Below are 25,391 nucleotides of genomic sequence, written 5' to 3'. Positions count from 1 at the left end.
TCAGTTCGCCCCAGTGTAGACCCGAGTCCAATCCTGCGCCATATCCACAATGACCCAACCCATGTCGGGGCCTTTGTCCAGCCCGTCTGCCAGCTTTCCAATGGCGCTTTCGCGGTCATAGGCCCATTCGCGGTCAGCATCCGTGTGATGAATCAGTACGCCCAATCTGGGACCGTCACCGGCGGTGACCCACTGCATCATCGCAAAATCACCGTCCGAGTTTCCGCCGGCCAGAATCGGGCGCTTGCCGATTGTGCGTTCGATGTTGATGGGTTTGCCTTCTTTGTCATCAATGAACGCGATACCCGGCGCCTTGACGATCGTTGGCGTGCCATCAATCACCTCATAGCTGGTGTTGCCATAGGTTCCCAAAATCTGATTGGGCGGAATGCCATAGGCTTCTTCGGCGAACACACGCATGAAATGCAGGCCACCGCCCGAGACAATGTATGTGGTGAACCCTTCATCCCGCAAATAGCGCAACAGTTCGACCATCGGTTGATAGGTCATTTGATCGTAAGGAAGATCGGTATAGGGATGACGCTCTGTCGCCAACCAATCGGCCACAGCAGCCTGGAACTCTGCAACGCTGTCACCGGAATGCGTGGTGTTCACGACTTCAATCAACGCGTCATGACCACCCTCTAATACCGTTGCCAAATCTCCTTTGGCGGCGGCTTCCAATACGGGTGTTGTCAGGATCGACGGATCTTGTTCTGCCATTTCTGCAAGGCGGTCCATGGCAAATATGAACTGGAAATAAACGGGCTGTTCCGCCCAAAGCGTTCCATCATTGTCGAAGACAGCTATTCGGTCCGATGGGGTCACATAGTTGGGACTGTTTTGGCTGGTCACGCCGTCGACAAAGGCCACAATCTGGTCTTTGGCATGACTGTTGGTCCAACTGGGCAGCGGGTCGGCAAGCAGTGATAGCGGGGCGTAGGCAAGAACTGCGCTGAGAACTAAGTGTCGCATGAATTGCTCGTTTAATTTCAAGATAAAAAGGGCCGCCATTGAAGTGGCGGCCCGGTTTGGATTTACACGCGACTTAGTTGTTTGTCGGTGTCGCGAGCTTTTCCATAACCTGATCCAGGTTGAAGCTTGCGGCTTTCTGGCGCGGTGGGAATTCCTCGAAGGTTGCGAGGAAATTGCCCACATATTGCTGTGCCGGTACCAGGAAATACGCGCGATCCAGCAGCCAGTCATAATAGGTGTTGGACGTGCGATAAGCGCGCTCATACGGGTCACGACGCAGGTTCACGATCAGCGGGATGCGCAACTCGGTCCAGGGTTCGATCCATGCGCGCAGCGTTGCCCAAGCTTTCTGCTCAAGGAAGATCAGCTTCCAGTCGTCGTAGCGCAGCGCTGTCAGGTCGCCGTCATCCGAGAAATAGAAGATCTCGGCGCGCGGGCTTTCAGTCGTCTCACCGGTCAACAGGGGCAGGATGTTGTAGCCATCCAGATGCACTTTGTAGTCACGCCCCATGCCGGACGAGCTATAACCTGCTTTCAGCTTTTCCTTGATGTCGGGATCGCCAGCAACCGCCAGATAGGTCGGCAGCCAGTCCATATGGTGCACGATCTCGTTCGTAACCGATCCGGCTTCGATCTGACCGGGCCAACGGACCATTGAAGGAACGCGCCAGCCGCCTTCCCAGTTTGTGTTTTTCTCACCCCAAAACGGTGTGGCCGCGGCATCCGGCCATGTGTTCATGTGCGGGCCGTTATCGGTCGAGTAGTGAACGATGGTATTGTCGGCAATGCCAAGTTCGTCCAACAGATCAAGCAATTGTCCAACATGCATGTCGTGCTCGATCATGCCGGCTGTGTACTCGTCGGCAACGCCACCAAAGATTTCGTTGGCCTGTTGGCGCATTTCATCTTTGACATGGGTGCGGAAGTGCATGCGCGTTCCGTTCCACCAGACATAGAAGGGTTGTCCCTGTTCATGCGCACGCTTGATGAAGTCGATTGCGGCAGCAACAGTTTCATCATCCACCGTTTCCATGCGCTTGCGGGTCAGCGGACCAGTGTCCTCGATCGTGCCGTCCGCCTTGGACTTGATCACGCCACGCGGACCATACGCTTCACGGAACGTGCGGCCATCGGCCAGAACCTGATCGCCGGGATAGTCTTCGTTTTCCGGCTCTTCTTCCGCATTCAGGTGATACAAGTTCCCGAAAAACTCATCAAAACCATGGTTTGTCGGCAGATGTTCATCTTTGTCACCAAGGTGGTTCTTACCGAACTGACCGGTTACGTAACCGTGGTCCTTCAGCAGGCCCGCAATTGTTGGATCTTCAACTTGCATACCCAGATCAGCACCGGGCAAACCAACTTTCGACAGACCTGTGCGGAACACCGACTGACCCATGATGTACGACGACCGACCGGCGGTGCAGGACTGCTCGCCGTAATAATCTGTGAAGATCATGCCTTCTTTCGCAACGCGGTCGATGTTCGGCGTCTGGTAGCCCATCAGGCCCATCGTGTAGGCCGAGATGTTGGACTGACCGATATCGTCACCCCAGATAACCAGGATGTTGGGCTTTTGATCCTGCGCCCACGCGGGCAGGGCCAGTGCAACAGCGACCGAAGCTACCGCGACTTTGCGTATCGTGCTGCGCCAACTTTCTGTAATCGAACGAGGTGGTGACATAGTTTGCTCCTGAACTGACCGGGTCTTAATGACCCGTTGAAGTAAAAGTAATTGAAGGCGATCATTATTTTATCAGATCGGCCAACAAGGTATTGATTCCCGAAAGGAAAAATTCGCATTACGTCGAGAATCGAATAGCCTTACCTTAGGCTATGACAATGTCTTGGAACCTATCATATGATGAGATTGAAGAATACTAATGTTTGATAATCCGCGTGATAGAAAGCGATTGTTGGGCCGTGGCTGGTTTGGTGCGCGTGGGGCGCGGTTTCAGGCGGACCTGCTGGCCTGCGGGACAGAAAAAAACTTCACGGCGGACGAAGCGCTTTACCTGTACGGGGATTTGGCCAATGGGGTTTATGCGGTCCTGGATGGCGCGGTTCAGATCACGGCTCCTGCTGACGACGGTCAGGAATTCGTAGTGCACAGGCAAGGTGGTGGGTTCTGGATCGGTGATCTGGCCCTGTTTGCCGACGCCAACAGGCTGGTGAGCGTCATTGCCACTCAAACCACGCGAACGCTGTTTTTCCCGTCGTCGCGGTTGGACAGGCTGGTCGACGATAATCCCGACTACATCCGTGATTTTTACGCCTTGTCGCATGAAAACATGCAAACTGCTTTGCGTATTATGGCCAATCTTGCCGTGACAGGAACGGAAAAGCGTCTTGTTCTGCGTCTGTTGCACTTGGACGAGGGGACCGCGAAATCCGATGGGTGGATCGTGATATCCCAGGATGAACTGGCAGCAATGGTGGCCGTTTCCCAACCGACGTTACATCGCAACTTGCATCGTCTCGCGGATTTGGGGCTGATCGAGCTTGGGTATGGGCGTGTGCGCCTGAAGGACCGACGGCAGTTGATTGCCTCATGTCAGTGCTGAGCTCAGGGGTTGAGCGGCGGCAACGGGTTCGCTGGCGATTGCGCGGATTGCTTCAGTGACGCGAGCGCCGACAACGCCGCGGCCCAATCCTCGGTCTTGGTGTCGGGGTGCGCCGAGTATCTGGCGGCTCCAATCTGGGCGAGGTGCTGGTCCAAACTGGTGGTTTGACTGGCCATGCCGCTGCGGGACTTCCACATTTCCAAAGCTGTGTAAGCCGCCGCAATATCATGATCTTGCAGTGAATTCTTGAGTTCACCCAACGCATAGTCGGGCGAAGCCAGGAACGCATCCCGCCGAAGCTGGCGCAATCGGTCGACACGCGGGCGCAGGAATCGGATGGTAAGCCATAAGAACAGCGCAAAAGCCACCAACCAAACTGCGAACCTTAGTATGGTTTCCGCGTCCGGCGGTTGCCATTGCGGTCGGGCCAGTGTCAAGTCGACCGGGGCAATGTCGATGGTTTCGACCTGGTTGCTGTCCAGATTGTACCAGCGAATCGAGATCGGAGGCAGCTGCGTCTGGCCGCCGTCCTGCGCAAGGTAGACGACCTCGTCCACACGCTGCCCGGACAGAACGCCCCGGTCCTCATTTTCAGTGAAGCGTGGCTCTTTAGGATAGGCTCGCAGCAGCGGGTCCGGGTTGCCGGGGATCAATTCGGGCACCAGAAACGGCGTTGTTCCAGAGATCTTGGCGGTCAGGCGGCGCGTGATTGATCCACCATTCTCCATATTTGGGTCCCCGTCGATCTGCTGATCTACCGTAAGACCGGTTGCGATGATAAGCGGATCCAAGTCGCGTGCGCCCTCTGGGACCACGGCGTTTAAGGTCAAGTCCGGCAAGGGCACGCTGACCTGAACCGGCGCATTTGTTTCGGGGTCGGCAAAGGTGACTACGACGTCCTGCGCACCAAACGCAATTTCTCCGGCGCTCAGAGGATAGAGGCGATAACTGCGTTGAACGCCGGACCAGGTTTCACCTTCGACGGTTTCACTCACTGGTCCCGAAGCACGTTCCGGCAGGCGCATCAACAGGTTCTCTTGCTCAAGCGACGGGAACACCGGAGGCGAGGGCATGAATGTTGGCACTAGCACCTTGATGCGCACAATTGCGGGTTGCCCAACGATAACGGGTTCCGTAGGTGTTTCGGCGGTCACCTGTGGCTGGACGCCGGTCTGGGCGAACAGTTCAGTCGGAATTAGAAGCATAAGAAGGGCGAGGTATCTCATTGCTTCTGCTCCTGATTTTCTAACAGGAACCGGTTGCGAAGAAAGTCCTGCATGTCGGTATCAATCGTGCTGATCCATTGATCAGCGGACATGGCCTGCGATCCGTCTTTCGGAGCCTGAATTGTCGTCTGTTCACCACGCCCTGCGTCGTTGTCAAAGACCGTGTCATCAGCCCCGATCCCGGCTTCTTCACCTGTATCAGACTGTTCGCGCGTAGTTTCAACATAGTCGAGGATCGCTTTCGAGACCTCGAGGTTATGCTGAGCTTCTGGCCAATCCGGCCGGCGTTCCAATGCGACTTCAAAGGACGCGATGGCCGGACGATACTCGCGGTTTCGTATGCGCGCCATACCTTCGGAAAACGCGGCTTCGGGCGTATCCAGCTCGGCAAAAATCGCAGCAGCTTCAGGGTATTGCCCGGCCTTTAGGCGTGCATAGCCTTCCTGATACGGGTCCTGAAACAACTCGGTCGCTTCAGCATAGCGCTTTTGGTTCATCGCGATTTGGCCCTGTTGGTCCGGGGTCAAGAACCAATCCCGCCAGCCATCGGCATAAGCCGGGCCAGACGGGGACCAAATGCAAAAGGTGAGCAGTAGCGACCGGATCACCCAACCTCTGCGAAACCAAAGCAATGACAGAAAGGCGGCTGGCCAGGCCAGCAACCATCCTTTGTCTTGCCAGTCTAGGCGGTCATCATCATCCAGTGCGGCTGTGTATGCTGATTGAATGTGACGTTGTAAGCGGTTGATATCCCGATCATCGCTTGAGAACGGAACCACAGTTGTCCCTTTCAAGCCGTCGAGTTGCGTGATGCTTTGACCATTTGGCAGCATTGTCAGAAAGAACACTGGCACGGTGGCGGTCTCGAAATCCGACAGTTGCGAGGGGTCGAGGTCGTCCAACACGAACAGGACAGCGCCGGGCGTTTCGCTATCGTTCAGGATCGTCTCGGCCAGCGTCAGCGCATTAGCGGCTGCATCCCCCTGTTTAGGCATAACGGCGGGGGTGAGGCCCTCCAGCAGCGGGCGCAGGATATTGGCGTCTTCGGTCAAAGGTGCGACACGATGCGGGGTGCCGGCATATGCGATCAAGGCAGTTCGGGCACCCACGCGCGCATTGATCAGATCGGTGACTTTGAACTTGGCGCGATCCAGACGAGACGGGGCCAAGTCTGGTTCTTCCATGCTGTCGGTCACCTTCAGGGCGATCACCAACGGAGCGGTGTCCGCAACCAGCGGGTTGGGTGCCCGTGACCATGTTGGCCCCGCAGCAGCCAGTGTGACCAAAATCGCCGCAATCATCGCTACGTCAATTGGATAGAGGCGTCTCGCATTGTCAGCCCCCAACTCAAGCGCAGCGGCAAGGTGCGGTGCAATACCGGACATTGCTTGAGCACGGGTTTTTGGCTTGGGGCGGATCAACCACCACAGTGCTGCAATCGGTATGAGGAGCAGGAGCCAAACCACTCGAAAAAAATGGAAATCTGCAAAAACGCCAATCATGCCGCACCTCTGCGCTTTTGGGCGACGTGCTGGACAGCCAATGTCATCAGCATCAACAGTACGACCAGTCCAAGTGGATAGTGCGCAAGGCTTTCACGTGGTCGGTAGCTTTGCGTTTCCACAATTCTTGGATTGAGCTCATCAATGCGGGCGTATGTTTCGGTCAGCGCATCCTGATCATCGGCAAAGAAATACGCTCCACCTGTTCTGTCTGCGATATCCTTTAGCGCATCCAGGTCGACCCGATCCTCGCCCGACGCGTTTGGGTCGCCTACGCCGACCGTATAGATGACAACGCCTTTTTCCGCCGCGATAGCCGCCGCATTGACCGGTGTCATGCGGCTTGAGGTGTCAGCGCCGTCGCTCAGGACGATCATCAGACGTTGGTCAACCGCGCTGGATTCAAACGTGCGGATACCCAGTCCGATGGCATCTCCAAGGGCAGTGTTCGGACCGGCCATACCTACTTGAGTTTGGTCCAGAAAGCCGTTCAAACTATTGAGGTCTTCGGTAAACGGGGCTTGCACAAAGGCGCGGGTGCCAAAGATGATCAAGGCCATCCGGTCGCCTTGTCGCTCCGCAATAAACTGGCGCAATACGTCCTTGACCGCAGCAAGGCGTTGAGTTGGCGCGCCGTTTGACGAGGTGAAATCCCTCTGGTCCATTGAACCCGAGATGTCCAAAGCCAGAACCACGTCTTGAGCTGACTTTTCAACAACGACCGGTTCTCCCAACTTTTCAGGCCGGGCCATCGCAACAATCAGAAGGCACCAGATCACAACGACGGTTCCCGTCTGAAAGGCCGCACGGCGCGGGATGACAGACCCTGATCGGGGCTCGACCCCAGCGGCCTTTGCAACATGGCGGAAGAAAGGAATGCGGATCGAGCTGCTTTTCTCGCGGTGAGGCGGGGCAAGCCAGTACACCAAAGCGGGAAGCGGAAGCAGGACGAACACCCAAGGCGCGGCAAAAGAAAACATTACGCATTCCTTTCGCGTTTGTGGGACCTGATCCATTGCTGTGCTAGCTTCGTCAGTTCGGGACTGGCGGGCATGGTGGTGTAGGGCGCCGCCGTAAGAACGCGAGCCTCTACATCAGAAAAATGCGTATGGTCAGAAGTTTGCGTCAGAAATCTGACCCACTCGTCTCCATGAAGGGAAGCAACCTGACTACGTGGAAAGGCAACAAGTGCTGTGCGGCGCATGATCTCGGCGATCTTCGCGGGATTGTCTTTTGCCACCGCCAGTTCAGTCAGCGCCTCGCGCCGATAGGCATTCATCCGTCGATGGCGAAAATACGCATGAAAACCAAAAGCGATCAGCCCTGCAACAAGAGCGGCAAGAGCGAGCCATCCCCAAGTTTGCGGCACCATGGAAACCGGGTCCGGTGCAGGAGCGGGCTCGAGCATGTCCAGCAGATCGACCAGTGATTTGCCTTCGACGTCTACACTCATCTGCGGCCTCCGGCATGGCCAAATAGCCTCAGCAGTTGGTCGAGGGTTGGTTCCGCCGTCGTCAATGGCACGATGGGGAAGCCATAGCGGCGTGACCAAGTTTGCAACTGAGACAGCCGATCTTCCATCGCATGACGGATACGGTCCGACAAACCTGTGTCCGCGCTGTTCAATTCGATCTGGTTGTCTCCATCCGAAACAGTCAGCCTGAGGTTGGGAACCAACTCGCGAGAGCTTGGGTCTGAAATATTGAATAAAATTAAATCACTAGAAGCGGAAAGTTCACGCACCAAAATCTCGGAACTGTCGTCCAACCCGTCGAAATCCGAAAAGACGCAAATCAGTGTGTTGGTATGCGCAATGCGGGCGGCCTGTTTCAGCACGGCGTTCAAAGTCACGGTCGCATCGTCGCGCTGCGAGGCGCGCAAACTACTGTTCAGCGCGCCCAGTGATGACAAAAAACGCGTTAGCGCGGCAGGTCGCCGTTGCGGGCGATGTTCCGCCAGATCAGTGTCGCCGAAGACGAGCCCTCCGACCCGGTCGCCTTGGCCCAACACTCTGTGGGCGGAAATCGCCGCAGCCTCGGCCGCGATCACGGACTTCACATACACTTGTGTACCAAAAAACATCGAAACGCGCTGGTCGACCAGCAAAAGGGCCGGGCGGTCGCGTTCTTCGGTATAAACCCTAACGTGCGGCTTTCCTGTGCGAGCCGTGACTTTCCAATCGATGGTGCGAATGTCATCGCCGGGCAGATAGTTGCGCAGCTCTTCAAAGTTCAAACCGCGCCCGCGCAAGCGCGAAGCGTGCCGTCCGTTGAGGATAGAACGGGCGGGTTGACGCGGCAAAAGGCTGATCGCGCGCGACTTTGGCCCCAACCGTAGCAGGTGGTCCGAATCCACATGGATGCGCGGGTCGTCGGGATATGCGGCGGTCTGGGACACGCGGCGTTCCTTAGCTATCAGGGCAGCGCAACAAGCTGCAGGATTTCCGATATCACATCATCGGCGGATTTCGCGCTGCCTTGCGCCTCGAAGCTTAGGGTGATGCGATGTCGGAATACGTCATGGGCGATGGCGCGTACGTCGGCTGGGTCTACATAATCACGCTGGTTCATCCAGGCATGGGCGCGTCCGCATTTGTCCAGTGCCAGCGAAGCGCGCGGGCTAGCGCCGATGTCTATCCAACTGGCCAATTCCTCGCTCAGCGCACCGGGGGTCCGAGTGGCTTGCACCAGATCGGCCATGTAACGGTCCATCGCATCAGAAACGTGGATCTGCCCGATCTCGGCGCGCGCAGCAAATACGGCGTCCTGAGGGATCGTCGTCGGCGCATCCTTAGCCCCGCCTTGGCCTGCGGCAATCTCTTCTCTGCGTACTAGTCGGATTACTTCAACTTCGTCTTCGACCGGGGGGTAAGTGATTTGGACATGCATCAGGAACCGGTCCATCTGCGCCTCCGGCAAGGGGTAGGTACCCTCTTGTTCGATCGGGTTCTGCGTTGCCATCACGATGAACAACGGTTCCATTTTATGTGTGGTACCTGAGACGGTTACCTGCCGCTCTTCCATTGCCTCAAGCAGCGCTGCCTGAACCTTGGCGGGTGCGCGGTTGATCTCGTCTGCAAGAACGATATTGGCAAAGATCGGGCCAGGCTCGAACCGGAAGTTTCCGCCTTCTTCGGTTTGCTGAAAGACCTCAGTACCAGTGACGTCCGAGGGCAAAAGGTCGGGCGTGAACTGGATGCGGCTGAAACTTGCGTCCAGATTGCGGGCCATCGCCTTTACCGCGCGGGTTTTGGCCAAACCGGGCAGTCCTTCGATCAGCAAATTGCCGTTGGCCAACATCCCGATCAACAAGCGGTCGATTACGTCTGTTTGTCCGATGATGGATTGCCCCATGCGGGCCTTGAGATCATTTATCTGATTAAGTGCATTCATTTAGCGGGTCCAATCGGCGTCCACATTCGGCGTTAGCAACGTGGTTGTTCAAAAAAAAGGCTGAGAGCAGAAAATCTGTCGTGACGCCCGTATGTTAGCAATGTTCATTCAGACGATCTACCACGAAATCCGCGCGGCTAATCGGCGCAAGTCCTGTTTCAGTTCATCTTGGATCGGCCCGAAATTAGGAATGTCCCGCAGCTCGTCCAACCAGTGTGAGGGTGGGTTCCGGCCTACCGACCGGTTCCAGATCAACGCGCGCAGAATGGTTTGGGTGTCCGTGTCTAGTCTATCGGGAATATCGAACCCGTTCAGAGTGGCCCACACTCCGGTCCACAACCGCCCGACGGACCACGGATTATAGCCGCCACCGCCCAGCACCAGAAATCGGGGTGCGAGTTCCTTCAGCGCGGCGACCGCGTTCCAGTGCGAAGAGTTGGACAAGGTCAAACGCGACAAAGGATCCTCGGTCACGGCATCCGCACCGCATTGCAGGATGATGGCCTGCGGCTTGAAGGCTGCCGTGGCAGGAAGGATCAGTTCGTCCAGGATCGCGCTGAATTCATTGTCGTTCAGGCCTCGGGCAACCGGAAGGTTGAAAGCGGCCCCGCCTGCGTCATCGTCTAGATTACCGGTAAAAGGCCATCGCCGCGCTTCGTGCATGGAAATCATACGCAGGTTTGTTGATCCATGAAACGCAACCTCAACCCCGTCACAGTGATGGGCATCAATGTCGACATAGACCACACGGTCGAGCCCCGCATTCAACAGGGTCTGGATCGCCAGGACCGGATCATTGAGGTAACAAAACCCGTTGGCCCGATCTGCCAGCCCATGATGTGTTCCGCCCGCCGGGTTAAAAACGATACCGCCGTCTCGGATGAGTTCCGCTGCAAGCATGGACCCGCCTGCAGCCGTGGCAGGGCGTCGGTACATTTCGGGAAATACAGGGTTCGACAAAGTGCCCAGCGCGTAACGTTCACGCGTTTGGTCCGACACGTACTGTTCCTGTTCCGCCTTTTGCAGTGCGGCGATGTAATCCGGGGCATGAAACGTCTCTAACGCGCTGGGTTTGGCGCAGGGGCTGACGCGATAGTTTTTGGGTGTCAACCAGCCCAGCGCACGGCAAAGGTCAATGACTGTTGAAACCCTTGGAATGGCCAGCGGATGCTTCGATCCGTAAGTCGAGTTGCGATAAATTTCCGAACCGATGAAAATGGGGCTCTGCATGGTTTAACGTGCAGGGGCCTGACGATCATCCTCGCCCAATCTGCCATCCAGGGACATCATGATGGCAACCGGGCGCAACGCAGGAATATGGCTAAAGACAATCAGGATACACACTGTCATCGGAACGCTCAGGAATGCACCGATAAGCCCCCAAACAGTTGTCCAGAATGTCAGGGCCAGAATAACCAGAAATGTCGACATGTTTAGCGAGCGTCCCAGCATGGCGGGGTCCAGAAAATTGCCGATCAAAAACTGCAGTGTCCCACAGCCAAAAACAATGACCAAAAACGGCCCGATGGTTTCGAACTGAACCAACGCGATCATGGCGGGAAAGAACACGGCGATGATTGACCCAATGGAAGGGATGAAATTCAGCGCAAAGGTCAAAACCGCCCAGGTTTCCGCGTATTCCAGCCCTAAAGCGCGAAACACGGTATAGCTGATGCCTGCGGTAATCAGGCTGATCAGCGTTTTAACACCAACATAGCGCTGCAGGCTGACCGAGATTGCATCCAGCATGGTCGCAAACTCAGCTCCGGTCTTCGGATCTCCGGCGGCGAGTTGGATCTTTTTGCGAAAGGCCAGACGTTCAGCCATCAGAAAGGCGACGTAGAGGCTGATGAGAAAGAACTGGTTCAGCAATGATGTGGCGCTGCCTAGAAGCAGGCGACCGATGAAATTCATGTCAATATTGACCAGATTGTCCCGAATGAACCTGGTTACGTCATTTCCAACCAGTCCTGTGATGCGTTCCACCGCGCCGTCGAACTGATTTTCATATGTGCTGATCGACCGCGCAAACTGTGTGGCCTGGCTTCCCAGGATGTACATGATCATGAACAAGCCGGCCAAAACCACGGTAACGCCGGCAATATTTGCCAGCCAGACCGGCGCGCGTGTTAATGCCGAAACCCGGTCACTGAGCGCGAGGATCAGAACGTTGATCAGCAGCGCCATGGCCAGCGGAATCAAAAACGTCGCCCCGGCATAGAGACCCACAACAATTAGAGTCGCGACGATACATGTGTCGCGCACTACTGACAGGCGTAGCCTGGGCCGAACGTAACTCTCTTTGCGATCCGGGGTCATTTGCCTTCCTGTTCGTTCGACGATGCCTGCGCTTTCGCGGTATTGCGCTGCGTAATCCTGCACGCCCAATAGGTCGGATGCAATGCGTTCACCAACGCGATTGACCGCATTTTTCGATTTGATACCGATGACGGGTTCTGTGTTTTTTTCCGGTGGGTTAGGGTTGAAGGATGACCAAACCTGCGAATCCTCTATTCGGCCGACTGGTTCAGGCCCTGTGGCTGGCGCTACGCCGGTTCGGCAGAAAAAATGGACCCGTCATGAGCAGCCATGTCGCCATGTCGCTGATGATGGCACTCTTTCCATTTGTGCTGTTCACCGTTGCTTTGGCCGGTTCACTTTCGCAGGGCTATGTGACCGATGAGTTGATCGAGTTGATTTTCGGCGCGTGGCCCAAGGATGTCGCCGATCCAATAGTGGCTGAACTGCGCGCGGTTTTGGCCGGGTCGGGAACGGGTGTCATTACGTTGGGTGGTCTACTGGCGATCTACTTTGCGTCGAACGGCGTGGCAGCAGTGCGCGCCGCCATGAACCAAGCCTATCACGATCAGGACAGTTGGCCGTTTTGGAAAACCCGGCTGCTGTGTCTGGTGCTGGTTATACTTGGGGGTGCAGCTATTCTGGTCATCGCCGCGGTAGAAGTGATTTTGCCGGTTTACACCAATCTGGTGGCTGAGCACACTGACGTAGCCGTAACGCAATGGTTTTCGGTCGATCGCCTGCGCTGGACATTCACGGTGGGGGTGCCAGCTGGCACGGTTCTTCTGGCCCATCTCATCCTGCCGACCCGTCGGCATAAGCTTTCGCAAATTCTGCCCGGAGTAGTGCTGACTTTGGCATTATGGACGGCAGGTGGATGGGCGTTTTCGATCTACATCAGCCAATTCGCCACCTACAGCGCCACCTATGCGGGGCTGGCTGGTGCGATGGCCGCTTTGATCTTTTTGTATCTGTGTTCGGCGATGCTGATCCTTGGTGCAGAATATAACGGCGCTTTGATGGACCTGAACAACGCAGCAGACGGAGATAAGGCATGAGGTCCTTTGTTCTTACTTTCTGCTTGCTGCTGGCAGGTGGGGCGCAGGCCCAAGACTATGTAGGCTCAGATCAATGTATCGACTGCCACCAGCAAGAAGCTGAAGCCTGGGCAACCTCTCACCATGCGCTGGCCTGGACAAAAGTGGATGACGGCGCGCTGGTTGCAGATTTTGACGGAACCCGATTTGACCTTGATGGGATGACAGTCGAGTTCGGAAAAGACGCAGACAGTCATACGGCCCGCGTCACCGAAAAGGACGGTGTAGCAACAGACTATGACGTGCATTCTGTCGTCGGGATCGAGCCGTTGCAGCAGTACCTGTTTGAAACCGAACCGGGGCGTTTACAAAGCTTTGACGTGGTCTGGGATACGGAACGCAAGGAGTGGTTTCATCTCTATCCCGATCAGGATTTGCCGCCGGATGACGGGTTGCATTGGACTGGCCCTTACAAAAATTGGAACGGTCGCTGCGCCGAGTGCCACGCCACTGGGTTTGAAAAGAACTATTCCGCTGAAACCCGATCCTATACGTCGCAACAGGTTGAAATCGGCGTGGGGTGTGAGGCCTGTCATGGTCCGGGATCCGCGCATATCGATTGGGTGAATGGTCGGGACATTTCCGAAGACCTGGGACCAGCAGGATTTCTGATGAATTGGGGCAAGGGACAAACCGAGGCGGAAATCCAGCAATGTGCCGGGTGCCATTCCCGGCGCGAGGCGCATGGCGATGGCAACCCTATGCCCGGCACGCCCTATCACGACGCCTATAACCTGGCCCTGTTGCGCCCCGGATCGTACCACCCGGACGGGCAGATATTGGATGAGGTGTATGTCTACGGTTCGTTCCTGCAATCCAAGATGTACGCGCAAGGCGTTGGGTGCATGAACTGCCATGAACCCCACAGCGCTGAACTGAAAGCGGAAGGAAACGGTGTTTGCACTCAGTGTCATTCTCCGGCAGGGAACCCGAACTTTCCGACGCTTACAGCAAAAGAATACGATACGCCCGCGCATCATCATCATCCTGAAAACAGTGACGGCGCGCAGTGCAAAAGCTGCCATATGATCGAAAGGGTTTATATGGGCGTCGATGGGCGCCGCGATCACAGCTTCCGCATCCCACGGCCTGATCTCGGGCTGGGCGTCGATGCCTGTACCGACTGTCATGAAGATCGGGATCAGGACTGGGCGACCAATCAGATCGAAGGGTGGTTCCCGGATGCCACTCACCGCGGTCCGCATTTTGGGACGGATTTCAATGCCGCTGCTGAAGGCAGGTTGGACACGCCCGAAGGTTTGCTGGCCGTCGCGATGGACCCATCCAATGCCGGAATCGTGCGGGCAACAGCGGCCTACTTGCTGCAACCCTTCGCTTCCCCGGACTTGGCCGCGGCGACTTCGTCATTGCTGCAAGAGGATGACCCCTTGATCCGCGCCAATGCAGCTGCTCTGCAGCGTCAGGCCAACCCAGTTGAGCAGGTGCAGCGTTTGGAGCCTTTGTTGTCAGACCCGTTGCGCAATGTACGTATTGCTGCCGCGAAAGAGTTCCTGACGATACCACCGCAAGCTCTGTCACCTCAGCAACAATCGCTGGCCGGGCAGGGCATGTCAGAGTGGCAGCAGGCGATCGCGAACCGATTGGATTTCCCGGAAACCCATCTTGTTCTAGGAGGTATGGCTTTGACACTGCGCAACGCGCCAGCAGCCGAGCAGGCGTTTCGCGAAGTCGTAACTTTGGACCCGCAAAGGGGCGAAGCGTGGCCCATGTTGGTGCAACTGGCGCATATCAATCGCGGTCCCGACGCCGCGCGCGCTGTGCTGCGTGAGGCGCTGGACCTGCTACCAAACGACCCGAACCTGCAACAATTGTCGCAACAGCTTGGTCCCTGATCCGGCACATCCCCGCCCGAATTGCTCCATTTTCAGGGCAAAATTTCACGTTACGGACGGGATGAGTGTGCTGTTCAGAGGTGAAACATGTCCAATGATGCGAAAAAGCGACCAACTGTGGGTGTCAGTTCGGTTTCACTTGCCCAACGCATAGAAGAGCTGCGCGGACGCGCACCAGTATACGTGTCACATGGAGAAGCGTTGATGTTGCAGGGCATGGCAAACGCCTCTTTCCGTGCGCAGTGCCTGACCGAAGATCGTATTCGTCTCGAGGATTAATCTCGGACGCGAAACCCTGTTGCCACAACAAATTTTTCGGAACTGTCCGAGCGTGAAGCGGGCGGTTTCACGTTGGCGACTTTCTGGAATTTCTGTTTCAACAGCTTTTGCAAATCGCCTTCGGCGCCTCCGGCCAGAACCTTGGCTACGAAGGTGCCACCTTCTTCCAACACATCAAACGCAAAGTAAGCCGCCGTTTCGCACAGGGCCATGATGCGCAAATGGTCCGTCTGTTTGTGACCCGAAGACGCAGCGGCCATGTCTGACATCACAACGTCGGCTTTACCGCCAAGCCATTCTTTGACCTTTACGTCGGCGTCGTCTTCCATGAAATCCAGAACATGGGCGGTTGCTCCAGCAACGGGTTCGACCTCTTGCAGGTCGACGCCCAAAACGGTCCCGATCCGTTTACCGCTTTTCTCGCCCAGCGCGTTTACGCGTTTGACCGCGACTTGCAGCCAGCCTCCGGGTGCACAGCCCAAATCCACGACGCGCGCACCCGGTACGAGAAACCTGAATTTATCGTCCAGTTCCAGTATCTTAAAAGCCGCGCGCCCGCGATACCCTTCGGCCTGAGCGCGTTTGACATACGGGTCGTTCAACTGTCGTTCAAGCCACCGGGTCGAGCTGAGCTTGCGCCCGCGCGCGGTTTTAACCTTGACCTTCAGGTCGCGCTGCCCGCGGCCCGAGTTGTTTTTACCAGTCGGTGTCTTCGCCATCAGAACGGTCCGTCTTCTAATACTCCGTCCGCGCTCATCTGTGCATAAAGCAGACCCTCGCGCAGCCCACGATCCGCCACGGAAAGGCGATCAGTGGGCCAACAGCGTAGCAATGCCTGCAAAATGGCCGAGCCGGACATGATCAGGGCCTGCCTGTCGTCCCCAATCCGAGGATCCCGGCGTCGCCCGTGAGGGCCGAGTTCTAAATACCCGCGTATGACTTTGTCAATCTGATCGCTGGTCATGCGCAGACCGTCCACTTTGGTCCGGTCATAGCGCTTGAGCCCCAGATGCGAGGCCGCAACGGTTGTCACCGTGCCGCTCGTTCCAACGATCTGAAACCCTTCGCGGGTTTGTTCGTCTTTGTAGGGCGCAAAATCGGCCAGATTTTCTTCAAAAAACCAGCTCATAAGGGCGAAGCGGGCGGCATCATCTTCCACGTCGTGGAATTGGTCGCGCAACGTGGCCACGCCAAGGGGAACACTGATCCAATCCACGACTTTTGCAGCCGGAAAAGGGCTGTCGGCGGTGTGGAACCCGTTGTGCAAGCGCATAATTGCAGCCGGACGATCACGGCGCGGAACGGACGAGATGTCGATCCATACCAGTTCGGTCGAACCGCCACCGATGTCGACGACCAACAGTTGTTCGGTCTTCGTCGAAACCAGCGGCGCGCAGGAGATCACCGCCAGACGCGCTTCTTCCTCGGGCTGGATAATTTCCAAAGTAAGCCCGGTCTCGCGCTTTACCTGCCGGATGAACTCACGCGAATTCTTGGCGCGACGGCACGCTTCTGTTGCAATCAAACGCATGCGTTTGACCTTGTTGCGCTTCAACTTTTGCTGACAGATCCGAAGCGCTTGCACGGTACGCGACATAGACGCCCGCGACAGCCGTCCGGTGCGTTCCAAACCCGAGCCCAGTTGCACGGATTTGGAGAAGCTGTCGACCACATGGAACCCGCTCCCCTTGGGTTGGGCAATCAACATGCGGCAACTATTTGTTCCCAGATCCAGCGCTGCATAGAGCGCATCTGGATCGGGTCTTGCCGGCGCGGGGCTTTCAACCGCCTTCGGGAACGCGCCCGCACCTTTGGGACGCTTGGGCGCCATTCGTCACGCCCTCCGATTTTCGAGTTAATTTGACCCTAGGCGGGGGATCGCCGACGCGCAAGTGATTTCAATTTTGAAATTAACGTGAGTGTCACACAGCGTTCATACTGGAATGCGATCCCCACGCGGGATCCCCGATACGGGATTCTCTACCAGCTTTCAGCCAGATACGGAGATTGCCATGAAAGACGAACGCACCCTTTCCTTCGATGAATATGATGAGGTCGTAAACCCACGTCCTGAAGAATGTGAATTTGACCGAGTGGTCGAGCGCGCCTTGTCACGTCGCGGATTCCTGGGCGGTGTTCTTGCGATGGGCAGTTTCACAGCCGTTGGTGGTGCGCTGATTCCTTCGGGCGCACGTGCGGCAGCTGACCGGTTCTCGTTCGAGGCGATCCCTGTATCCACTGCAGACGACGTGATTGTACCTCCGGGCTACAAAGCCGAGGTTATGGTGCGTTGGGGCGACCCGTTGTGGTCTGACGCGCCCGAGTTCGATCACGCGACCCGTGGCACCGCTGCCAGCCAAGAGCGTGCATTTGGCGACAACACCGACGGTCAGGACGTGTTCTTCCATGATGGCCACGTGCTGCTGGTCGTGAATAATGAATATACCAACCGTGACATCCTTTGGGGCAACAACCCCGACGCCAAGGCGGCCTCGGACGACGATGTTGCCAAGGGTATGATGGCGCATGGCGTGACTGTGGTCGAGATTGCCAACACAGGCGGCACATGGGGCATCGTCAAGGACAGCCCGTACAACCGTCGTATTACACCGCAGACCGATATGACGATCACCGGCCCTGCGGCCGCTCATGACCTGATGAAAACCGCCGCGGACCCGACGGGCACAACCTCGAAAGGGACCTGGAACAACTGCGGCAACGGTATGACCCCTTGGGGCACCTACCTGGCCTGTGAAGAAAACTTTAATGGCTACTTCTCGACAGAAGACGAAAACCACGAGGTTAGTGCGGAGCTCAAACGCTATGGCGTCTCGTCGAAAGATTGGGGCTATGGCTGGGCCAAGATCGATGATCGGTTCGACGTGTCGAAAAACCCCAACGAACCAAACCGCGCCGGCTATGTGGTCGAGATCGACCCGACCGATCCAACCTCGACCCCGCGCAAGCTGACCGCCCTTGGCCGTTTCAAGCACGAAAACGCCGAGTCGGTGGTGAACAATGACGGTCGTGTTGTTGTGTACATGGGCGACGATGAACGTGGCGAGTTCCTGTATCGCTTTGTTTCGGATGGCGTTTACGCCGCTGGCGTTGACACCAACGCCTTGCTGGAAAACGGCACCTTGTCTGTTGCCAAGTTCAATGACGACGGCACGGGCGAATGGCTGGATCTGACGCCTGAGACAACTGGTTTGGCTTCGCAAGCTGAAATCAGCATCCACACCCGTCAGGCCGGTTCTGCCGTAGGCGCGACCACCATGGACCGCCCGGAGTGGGTTGCTGCTAACCCGAACGTGGCCGAGGTTTACTGCTGTCTGACCAACAACAAGAACCGAGGCGTCAAACCGAATGCCGGTGGTGATGACACCTCGGTCAACGGTCCGAACCCGCGTGAGGCCAACAACTATGGCCAGATCGTGCGCTGGCGTCCTGAAGGTGGTGATCATACCGCTTCGGGCTTTGCTTGGGATCTGTATGTGCTGGCGGGCAACCCCAGCGTGCATCAGGATGCCTACGGTGGGTCTGACAACGTTAATGCCGACAACATGTTCAACTCGCCCGACGGTCTGAAATTCGACAGCAATGGCCTGCTGTGGATCCAGACCGACGGCAACTATGGCAATGAAGGCGACTTCGAAGGGCAGGGCAACAACCAGATGCTGGCAGGTGACCCGGTCACCGGTGAAATCCGCCGTTTCCTTGTCGGCCCGAATGAGTGTGAGATCACCGGCCTCAGCTGGTCACCGGATCGCCGCACCATGTTCGTGGGCATCCAGCACCCAGGCGAGGACGGCAACAGTCACTGGCCCGAAGGCGGTGATGCAGTACCGCGTTCGGCGATCATCGCGGTGACACGCGAAGATGGTGGTCTGGTCGGCTAAACCGACTGACCTTTGAAATACCGCCCTGGACGGATAACTCCGTCTGGGGTTTTTGCGTTTTATGCAGCGCTTTCATAGTGACGTTGAGAATTATGATATGCGCGTCTGTGGTTTGTTTGTGTAAAAGCGCCCTTGGCTAGCTTTGGCAAAAAGGTCGCTGGAAAAGCGTCGTGTGTCGAAAACCGACCGACCAAAGCTAAGTTTGAAGTTTAGAACCGGCCCATCGGGTTAGGAGGAATCACAGCAATGCCTGACGTCACAATCGTGTACTGGCGCGACATTCCCGCTCAGGTCATCGTCGGCAAAGGCCGTCGTGGCGCAAAGCGGCAGTTGGAAGAACGGTTCGAGCAAGCCATCGACCGGGCTGCCATGAAGGTGAACGCCAAGGACAGTGATGCTTACCTGGCCGAATGGCGCAAAGCCGCACCCTTTGCAGTAGATGGCGATCCCGCCGAGATTGCCGAGACCGAGGCGGTGCGTCTGGAAACAGAATACGATCAGGACCGCATCAAAGCGCTGATCGCCAATGACGGTTGGGCGTAAGCCCAGATTTTAAGGGAGGCCGAAATGGCTTTGCTGAACTTCAAAAAACGTGATGCGGTCGAAACCGGCCCTGTGAACCCAACCGTCGAAGCCTTTTTGCAAGGCTATTCGATCGAGGTAATGCCGCGTACCGCTGAAAAGGTCGACGATTTCCGCGCGCTTCTGCCCGAAGGCACGCGCGTCTATATCGCTCATATCGAGGGCACCCCGATCGAGGACATGGTCAAGACCGCCAAGCGCATCGCGGCCGAAGGCTATCCGGTGATGCCGCATTTCCCGGCGCGGATCATCAAAGACGCGGCGACTCTGGAAAACTGGATTTCCATGTACCAGGGTGAAGCGGGCGTTGATCAGGCGTTGCTGCTGGCCGGTGGCGTTGCCAACCCGCATGGTGATTTCGACAGCTCGATGCAATTGTTGGAGACTGGTCTGTTCGACAAGGCGGGCTTCAAGCGCTTGCACGTTGCCGGTCACCCGGAAGGAAACAAGGATATCGACCCTGACGGTTCGACCAAGAATGTGGACGACGCGCTGCGTTGGAAGCAAAAGTTCTCAGAAACCACCGATGCGGAAATGGCTTTGGCGACACAGTTTGCCTTTGACGCCAAACCGATCATCGCATGGGCTGACAGCCTGAAAGAAGCTGGTATCGATCTGCCGATCCATATCGGCATCGCGGGTCCAGCCAAGCTGCAAACGCTGATCAAGTTTGCCATTGCGTGTGGCGTTGGCCCGTCGCTGAAAGTTCTGCAGAAACGCGCCATGGACGTGTCCAAGCTGCTGCTGCCGTATGAGCCGACCGACGTGATCACCGAACTGGCGGAGCACAAAGCAGCCAACCCGGATTTCAATATCACCAACGTGCACTTCTTCCCGCTGGGTGGAATCAAGACCAACGCCAACTGGGCGATCAATAACGGCGGCGCTTCGGCAAAGCCTGTAAACTCCTAAGGAACGGACATGACCCGTACAGTCGTAGAATCAAAAACAAAAACCGCCGTTCTGGGCTTTGACGAACCGTTCTGTGTGATCGGTGAGCGGATCAACCCAACCGGCCGCAAGAAACTGGCGGCCGAGCTGGAAGCGGGCGATTTCTCGACCGTTGAGAAAGACGCGCTGGCGCAGGTGATGGCTGGTGCAACCGTTCTGGATATCAACGCAGGCGTTGTCTACAACTCGAACCCCAACCCAAACGAGACCGAGCCGCCGCTGATGCGCAAGATCGTCGAACTGGTGCAGGGTCTGGTTGAAGTTCCGTTGTGCATCGACTCGTCGGTTCCGGGCGCTCTGGAAGCCGGCCTTGAGGCCGCAGAAGGCCGCCCGCTGCTGAACTCGGTCACCGGCGAAGAAGAGCGGCTGGAACTGGTTCTGCCGCTGGTCAAAAAGTACAACGTGCCGGTTGTGGCAATCTCGAACGACGACACCGGTATCTCAGAAGATCCCGATGTGCGCTTTGACGTTGCCAAGAAAATCGTTGAGCGTGCCGCTGACTTCGGCATCCCGGCACATGACATCGTCGTAGACCCGCTGGTCATGCCGATTGGTGCGATGGCGACTGCCGGTCAACAGGTGTTTGCTCTGGTCCGCCGTCTGCGCGAAGAGCTCGGCGTGAACACCACCTGCGGTGCCTCGAACATCTCGTTTGGTCTGCCGAACCGTCACGGCATCAACAACGCTTTCCTGCCGATGGCAATGGGCGCTGGTATGACCTCGGCCATCATGAACCCGGTCGCGTTGCCGGTGACACAGAAAAAGATCGCCGAGAAGAAAGAAGCCGTAGCCGCAGCTGGCATCATTCTGCCTGAAGGCATGGATGACGAAGCGTTTGTACAGATGTTCGGTTTGGGTTCGACCAAGCCGCGCGCTGGTAAAGAGATGGAGGCCATTCGCGCCGCCAACCTGCTGACCAATAACGACCCGCATGGCGGCGAGTGGATCCGGTTCAACAAAGCGCCTGACGAAGCCGGTGCTGCAGGTGCGGCCGGTGGCCGTCGCGGTGGTGGCCGTCGCCGTCGCGCCTGAACGGATCTAATCTGACACCAAAGGCCGGGCCCAGTGCCCGGCCTTTTTGACTCTGATCAATGTCGATTGCGCAGAAGGTTTCACAATACCCGGATCATTCGCACAAAGATCAGGTGGCACCATGAGCAAACATCATCCCCCGAAACTTTCGGATGCAGACCTGACTAAGCGTCTCAATAAGAAGGATTATTTTGATCAGCTGATCGATTTACAAGCCAAGCTTGCCAGAATTCAACAAGCGTATCTGTTTCATGGCCTCAAGGGTGTTTTGGTCTTTGAAGGATGGGATGCTGCAGGAAAAGGGGGAACTATTCGCCGGATCAGCCAAGCGCTGGACCCGCGCAGTTTCAAGGTTTGGCCCATCGGAGCCCCGCGAAACTACTACCTCAACCGGCACTATCTCTTGCGGTTTTGGGAACGATTACCGCCTGCGGGTGCGATCTCGGCTTTTGACCGCAGCTGGTACGGTCGGGTTCTGGTCGAACGGATTGAAAAACTGACGCCGGAAGAACGCTGGCGCGCTGCCTATCAGGAAATCAACGATTTCGAGAGGATGCTTGTTGATGACGGCACGCGGATCGTCAAACTGTTCTTTCATATCTCGCAGGATGAACAGATGCGCCGGTTTACCGAAAGGCTGACAAACCCTTTGAAGCGCTGGAAGCTGACCTATGAAGACTTCCGAAATCGTGAGAAATGGGATGTTGCCGAGGTCGCTGTTGACGAAATGCTGGCGCGTACCTCGACCCAGTTGGCCCCTTGGCACGTCATTCCTGCGAACAACAAGAAACATGCGCGTATCAAGGCGATGCAAGCCATTGTTGATGCGTTTTCTGATGGCGTTGACATGAACCCGCAGCACTTGGACAAACGAACTTTGGAAGCCGCCGGAGAAGCGCTGGACGTTGACCAATCGTTGATCGACAGCCTGCGCGCCCGGACTGAGTGATAATTTACGCCTGATCTGTCCCGTGCCGGGTTGAACCTCTGTCCGCACTGGTGGTAACTCAAAGGGCGCGGCGGGTATGATGTAATGGTAGCCTGTCAGCTTCCCAAGCTGAACGCGCGGGTTCGATTCCCGCTACCCGCTCCAAACTTCCGGAAAAATTTTCGCCTCGCTTATCCTGTTGCTGCCTGTAAGGACGCGCGGCATATCAGTCTTGTAGACAGTTCCTCAGAACGACCGGGCGCGTTTGTTTCGATCATGTGAATCAACTCCAGCGCCGCTTTTTGACCCATCTCGCGATGGGGGACGTGAACTGTCGTAAGGGCGGGGGAAACGATACGGGCCAGTTCGATGTCGTCAAACCCAGTGATCGAGACATCGTCAGGTACACGCAGCCCCATCTCTTGGGCTTGTCGCATGGCCCCTACGGCCAGAACGTCGTTGCCACAAAGAACTGCTGTAGGCACGCGCGCGTGAGACATGAGGTCCCTAAAAGCCTCGGCCCCGTTTTCGATTTCATAAGTAGTTTCCGCAACGATCAGATCATCGGTCGCCAGACCGTTTTCAGTCATCGCATCCTGGATTCCTTCAATTCTCAGCCGAGCGCGATCGTTTCCCTTGCTAAAGCCCGAAATCGTTGCAAGACGTGTATGACCCAGTCCAATGACCTGCTGAGCCAGGGTTTTCATGGCTTGCCGGTTGTCGAATCCAACTGATGGCGTGCGGTTGTTCGGACTGAACGACCAGGCAACCAAAGCTGGCACCCTTTGACGTTCCAGATAGTCATAAATTCGTTCATCGCGATCATGGCCAATCAGCAAAAGCGCATCCGCGCCACGGGCCACAAGGGTTCGGATCTGTTCTTGTTCAACTTCGGGTTTGTAGGCAGAGCTGGATACCAGCAGCGTGTATCCGCGTTTGTGAATTTCCTCCTGAAAAGCTTGCAAACCCCGCGCAAAAATGGCGTTTTCCATCGTTGGAATGATTGCTCCGATCGTAAAAGATCGTTTCGCCGCCATCACACGCGCAGCAAAGTTCGGGGTATATCCCAAAGCGTCGACCGCAGATAAAACACGCCTCCGCGTCGCTTCGACGACCTGCTGCGGATTGTTCAGGCACCGCGATACCGTGGCAGTTGAAACACCCGCAGCCTTGGCGACGTCATCCAACGTCGGAGCGGATCTATGTTTTGACATTTTCAAACTCATAATTCCGTTTGCCCTAAGTTATGCGTTTTTTAAGGACTTTGAAAGTGGAGATGTAAGCGCTTGCATTTATCATGTAAGCGCTTACAAATGAATTTGAGAGCCGATTCTGTAGGGAGCCCTGAAATGTTTGTTGCTGCATCAGCCGTCGTTTTTGCGATCTATTTCGCCAACGTCGCCTTGGGTGCCTATGCGAACAGTGCGTTTCTTGGGGACGTAGGAGAGATGTTGGTTCTGTTCGCGGCGTCGATCTTGTTCGTTGTCGCAATTCTGAAAAAGGAGGCTGACCGCGACGCAACAGACGGCAGCTGAACTTTTGCTTGGGAGGGCAATTCATGAACAACGACAAGACCGAACTGGCGTCAGCCGAACGTCGCAATTTCCTAAAGCTGAGCGCAAGTGGTGCGTTCACGGCTGCTTTGGTCGCCGGAGCAGGCGGGGTGTTGTGGTCGTCTGAAGCCGCAGCGCAGACCGCCAAGGAAGAAAGCGAGCGGGAAAAGGCGGCCGATCATGTGATGACCATCGCGACGGCGTATGTTTTGGGGGCATCGCGTAGCTATCCGATCATGCAGCTGGATCTTAAAGAAAACATCCAGAACGCCACCAATGGTAAAGTCTATGTCAAACTGGCTCCGGGTGGGCAGCTGGGTGCCGGTGGATCCCTTGTGCAGAAAGTGCAAGGCGGCACCATTCAGGCGGCGCAGCATTCGCTGTCGAACTTCGCGCCATTTGCGTCGACCGTTGATCTGATCAACATGCCGTATCTGTGCGGTTCGAACCAGCGTTTCACCAACCTTGTCCATTCTGACACGTGGAAGAATGAGGTTCATCCCAAGGTCGAAGCTGCGGGCTTCAAGGCGCTATTCTATGTGAACATCGATCCCCGTGTTGTTGCGGTTCGTCAGGGTGGCAATGCAGTCATCACGCCGGGCGACATGAGTGGAATCAAGTTCCGTGTTCCCGGCTCGAAGATGCTCCAGCAATATTACCGTATGGTTGGCGCCAACCCGACCCCTGTTGCCTGGGGTGAGACACCTTCGGCCATCAAACAAGGTGTCGCAGATGCGCTTGATCCTTCGGTTGGCGCGCTGTTTGTCTTCGGCTTCAAGGACATACTGAGCCACGTGACCTTCACACAAGCGGTTCCGGACAGCCAAGTTTATTCCTGTAACCTCGAGTGGTTCAACTCGATGCCCGCTGACGTTCAAGAAGGCATCATGTGGGGGTCTGAAATGACCGCGCACCAGAACTTGTCCAAGGTTCCGTCGGCACGTGCATACGCTATGGCCGAGCTGAACAAGGCAGGCGTCCAATTCCATTCGCTCAGTGAAGACCAACTGGCCGAATGGCAGGATGCGGGCGGCTATCAGAACGCCGACTGGGATCCGTTCAAGACCGAACTGGCCGGGTCGATGGAAAACTTTGAAAAGCTGGTCGAAGCTGCCGGAACGCAGGGCAAATACTACGTTCACGACGCCTAAGGCGCTATGCGTGGACGCCATCCAGGCGTCCACGTTTATTTTCTACAGTCAGGCTGTAATCGGCCCGCCACGGTAGGCGCGGGTCTGGCTGTCCTATCGCCGGAGGATC

Annotated in this window: 24 protein-coding genes and 1 tRNA gene; 12 read left to right on the top strand and 13 right to left on the bottom strand. The window is 56.5% G+C overall.

Going from position 1 to position 25,391, the window contains the following annotated elements; translation table 11 throughout:
• Entirely contained in the window at nucleotides 1–975 is a 975-nt protein-coding gene (locus ACR3EH_RS01035) for an HAD family hydrolase (RefSeq protein ID WP_171183077.1), read from the bottom strand.
• 73 nt (nucleotides 976–1,048) lie between these two features.
• Complete coding sequence (locus ACR3EH_RS01030; RefSeq protein ID WP_171183079.1) at nucleotides 1,049–2,659, bottom strand: arylsulfatase; 1,611 nt, start codon at nucleotides 2,657–2,659, stop codon at nucleotides 1,049–1,051.
• A 199-nt stretch (nucleotides 2,660–2,858) separates the two neighbouring features.
• Between ACR3EH_RS01030 and ACR3EH_RS01025 the strand changes: the two genes are divergently transcribed.
• Complete coding sequence (locus ACR3EH_RS01025; protein ID WP_171183081.1) at nucleotides 2,859–3,539, top strand: Crp/Fnr family transcriptional regulator; 681 nt, start codon at nucleotides 2,859–2,861, stop codon at nucleotides 3,537–3,539.
• Between the two features lie 2 nt (nucleotides 3,540–3,541).
• Here ACR3EH_RS01025 and ACR3EH_RS01020 read toward each other — a convergent pair whose 3' ends face one another.
• From ACR3EH_RS01020 to ACR3EH_RS00985, 8 genes are all read right to left on the bottom strand, one after another.
• Nucleotides 3,542–4,765 carry a BatD family protein gene (locus ACR3EH_RS01020; protein ID WP_171183082.1) on the bottom strand — a complete coding sequence of 408 codons (1,224 nt, stop codon included), beginning with the start codon at nucleotides 4,763–4,765 and terminating at the stop codon, nucleotides 3,542–3,544.
• Nucleotides 4,762–6,150 carry a VWA domain-containing protein gene (locus ACR3EH_RS01015; protein WP_253762017.1) on the bottom strand — a complete coding sequence of 463 codons (1,389 nt, stop codon included), beginning with the start codon at nucleotides 6,148–6,150 and terminating at the stop codon, nucleotides 4,762–4,764. The genes ACR3EH_RS01020 and ACR3EH_RS01015 overlap by 4 nt, the downstream gene beginning before the upstream one ends.
• Before the next feature lie 113 nt (nucleotides 6,151–6,263).
• Nucleotides 6,264–7,247: a vWA domain-containing protein gene (locus tag ACR3EH_RS01010; RefSeq protein WP_171675545.1), complete on the bottom strand. Its 984-nt coding sequence runs from the start codon at nucleotides 7,245–7,247 to the stop codon at nucleotides 6,264–6,266.
• Nucleotides 7,247–7,720: a DUF4381 domain-containing protein gene (locus ACR3EH_RS01005; protein ID WP_171183087.1), complete on the bottom strand. Its 474-nt coding sequence runs from the start codon at nucleotides 7,718–7,720 to the stop codon at nucleotides 7,247–7,249. Before ACR3EH_RS01005 ends, ACR3EH_RS01010 begins: the two co-directional genes overlap by 1 nt.
• Nucleotides 7,717–8,664: a DUF58 domain-containing protein gene (locus tag ACR3EH_RS01000; RefSeq protein ID WP_171183089.1), complete on the bottom strand. Its 948-nt coding sequence runs from the start codon at nucleotides 8,662–8,664 to the stop codon at nucleotides 7,717–7,719. Before ACR3EH_RS01000 ends, ACR3EH_RS01005 begins: the two co-directional genes overlap by 4 nt.
• A 17-nt stretch (nucleotides 8,665–8,681) precedes the next feature.
• Nucleotides 8,682–9,659 carry an AAA family ATPase gene (locus ACR3EH_RS00995; RefSeq protein ID WP_171183091.1) on the bottom strand — a complete coding sequence of 326 codons (978 nt, stop codon included), beginning with the start codon at nucleotides 9,657–9,659 and terminating at the stop codon, nucleotides 8,682–8,684.
• A gap of 117 nt (nucleotides 9,660–9,776) precedes the next feature.
• Nucleotides 9,777–10,889, bottom strand: coding sequence for an acetoin utilization protein AcuC (locus ACR3EH_RS00990; protein WP_171675547.1), 1,113 nt, complete (start codon nucleotides 10,887–10,889; stop codon nucleotides 9,777–9,779).
• Nucleotides 10,890–10,892: 3 nt separating this feature from the next.
• A complete protein-coding gene (locus ACR3EH_RS00985) occupies nucleotides 10,893–11,978 on the bottom strand; it encodes an AI-2E family transporter (protein WP_171183094.1) in 1,086 nt (361 codons plus the stop codon).
• Between the two features lie 170 nt (nucleotides 11,979–12,148).
• Here ACR3EH_RS00985 and ACR3EH_RS00980 point away from each other — a divergent pair, with 170 nt between their 5' ends.
• The 3 genes from ACR3EH_RS00980 (at nucleotide 12,149) to ACR3EH_RS00970 (ending at nucleotide 15,186) form a co-directional block, all read left to right on the top strand.
• Nucleotides 12,149–13,015 (top strand): YihY/virulence factor BrkB family protein, encoded by an 867-nt coding sequence (locus tag ACR3EH_RS00980; protein WP_171183096.1) that lies wholly within the window; start codon nucleotides 12,149–12,151, stop codon nucleotides 13,013–13,015.
• Nucleotides 13,012–14,907 (top strand): cytochrome c3 family protein, encoded by a 1,896-nt coding sequence (locus ACR3EH_RS00975; RefSeq protein WP_171646929.1) that lies wholly within the window; start codon nucleotides 13,012–13,014, stop codon nucleotides 14,905–14,907. Before ACR3EH_RS00980 ends, ACR3EH_RS00975 begins: the two co-directional genes overlap by 4 nt.
• Before the next feature lie 87 nt (nucleotides 14,908–14,994).
• The gene (locus tag ACR3EH_RS00970; protein WP_171183099.1) at nucleotides 14,995–15,186 is read left to right on the top strand and encodes a hypothetical protein; all 192 of its coding nucleotides are present in this window, start codon (nucleotides 14,995–14,997) and stop codon (nucleotides 15,184–15,186) included.
• On the opposite strand, the gene ACR3EH_RS00965 is transcribed toward ACR3EH_RS00970, so the two are convergent.
• Together ACR3EH_RS00965 and ACR3EH_RS00960 are read right to left on the bottom strand one after the other, a co-directional pair.
• Nucleotides 15,183–15,905 (bottom strand): RlmE family RNA methyltransferase, encoded by a 723-nt coding sequence (locus ACR3EH_RS00965; RefSeq protein WP_171183101.1) that lies wholly within the window; start codon nucleotides 15,903–15,905, stop codon nucleotides 15,183–15,185. The genes ACR3EH_RS00970 and ACR3EH_RS00965 overlap by 4 nt on opposite strands.
• On the bottom strand, nucleotides 15,905–17,017 hold the full coding sequence (locus tag ACR3EH_RS00960; RefSeq protein ID WP_171183104.1) for a Ppx/GppA phosphatase family protein: 1,113 nt from the start codon (nucleotides 17,015–17,017) through the stop codon (nucleotides 15,905–15,907). Before ACR3EH_RS00960 ends, ACR3EH_RS00965 begins: the two co-directional genes overlap by 1 nt.
• Before the next feature lie 181 nt (nucleotides 17,018–17,198).
• Between ACR3EH_RS00960 and ACR3EH_RS00955 the strand changes: the two genes are divergently transcribed.
• The 6 genes from ACR3EH_RS00955 to ACR3EH_RS00930 all read left to right on the top strand — a co-directional run bounded on the left by ACR3EH_RS00955 (nucleotide 17,199) and on the right by ACR3EH_RS00930 (nucleotide 22,743).
• Nucleotides 17,199–19,085 (top strand): PhoX family protein, encoded by a 1,887-nt coding sequence (locus ACR3EH_RS00955; protein WP_171183106.1) that lies wholly within the window; start codon nucleotides 17,199–17,201, stop codon nucleotides 19,083–19,085.
• 246 nt (nucleotides 19,086–19,331) lie between these two features.
• Nucleotides 19,332–19,628: a virulence factor gene (locus ACR3EH_RS00950; RefSeq protein ID WP_171089927.1), complete on the top strand. Its 297-nt coding sequence runs from the start codon at nucleotides 19,332–19,334 to the stop codon at nucleotides 19,626–19,628.
• A 24-nt stretch (nucleotides 19,629–19,652) separates the two neighbouring features.
• Nucleotides 19,653–20,579, top strand: a complete 927-nt coding sequence (locus ACR3EH_RS00945) for a methylenetetrahydrofolate reductase (RefSeq protein WP_171646930.1) — start codon at nucleotides 19,653–19,655, stop codon at nucleotides 20,577–20,579.
• 9 nt (nucleotides 20,580–20,588) lie between these two features.
• Nucleotides 20,589–21,650 carry a methyltetrahydrofolate cobalamin methyltransferase gene (locus tag ACR3EH_RS00940; RefSeq protein WP_171089932.1) on the top strand — a complete coding sequence of 354 codons (1,062 nt, stop codon included), beginning with the start codon at nucleotides 20,589–20,591 and terminating at the stop codon, nucleotides 21,648–21,650.
• Nucleotides 21,651–21,771: 121 nt separating this feature from the next.
• Nucleotides 21,772–22,599 carry a polyphosphate kinase 2 family protein gene (locus tag ACR3EH_RS00935; RefSeq protein WP_171183109.1) on the top strand — a complete coding sequence of 276 codons (828 nt, stop codon included), beginning with the start codon at nucleotides 21,772–21,774 and terminating at the stop codon, nucleotides 22,597–22,599.
• A 70-nt stretch (nucleotides 22,600–22,669) separates the two neighbouring features.
• Nucleotides 22,670–22,743 (top strand) — tRNA-Gly (locus ACR3EH_RS00930).
• Nucleotides 22,744–22,769: 26 nt separating this feature from the next.
• Here the strand turns inward: ACR3EH_RS00930 and ACR3EH_RS00925 are convergent.
• Nucleotides 22,770–23,792, bottom strand: coding sequence for a LacI family DNA-binding transcriptional regulator (locus ACR3EH_RS00925; RefSeq protein WP_171183139.1), 1,023 nt, complete (start codon nucleotides 23,790–23,792; stop codon nucleotides 22,770–22,772).
• Nucleotides 23,793–23,927: 135 nt separating this feature from the next.
• On the opposite strand from ACR3EH_RS00925, the gene ACR3EH_RS00920 reads away from it, so the two are divergent.
• Both ACR3EH_RS00920 and ACR3EH_RS00915 read left to right on the top strand, forming a co-directional pair.
• Nucleotides 23,928–24,113, top strand: a complete 186-nt coding sequence (locus ACR3EH_RS00920; protein WP_050602530.1) for a hypothetical protein — start codon at nucleotides 23,928–23,930, stop codon at nucleotides 24,111–24,113.
• Nucleotides 24,114–24,136: 23 nt separating this feature from the next.
• Entirely contained in the window at nucleotides 24,137–25,282 is a 1,146-nt protein-coding gene (locus ACR3EH_RS00915) for a TRAP transporter substrate-binding protein (RefSeq protein ID WP_171183142.1), read from the top strand.
• The last annotated feature ends 109 nt before the right edge of the window (nucleotides 25,283–25,391 follow it).

The organism is Ruegeria sp. BG7 (genome assembly GCF_056535685.1).
The sequence above is the reverse complement of the archived record's forward strand: the minus strand, read 5'-3'. Positions and strand labels throughout refer to the sequence as shown.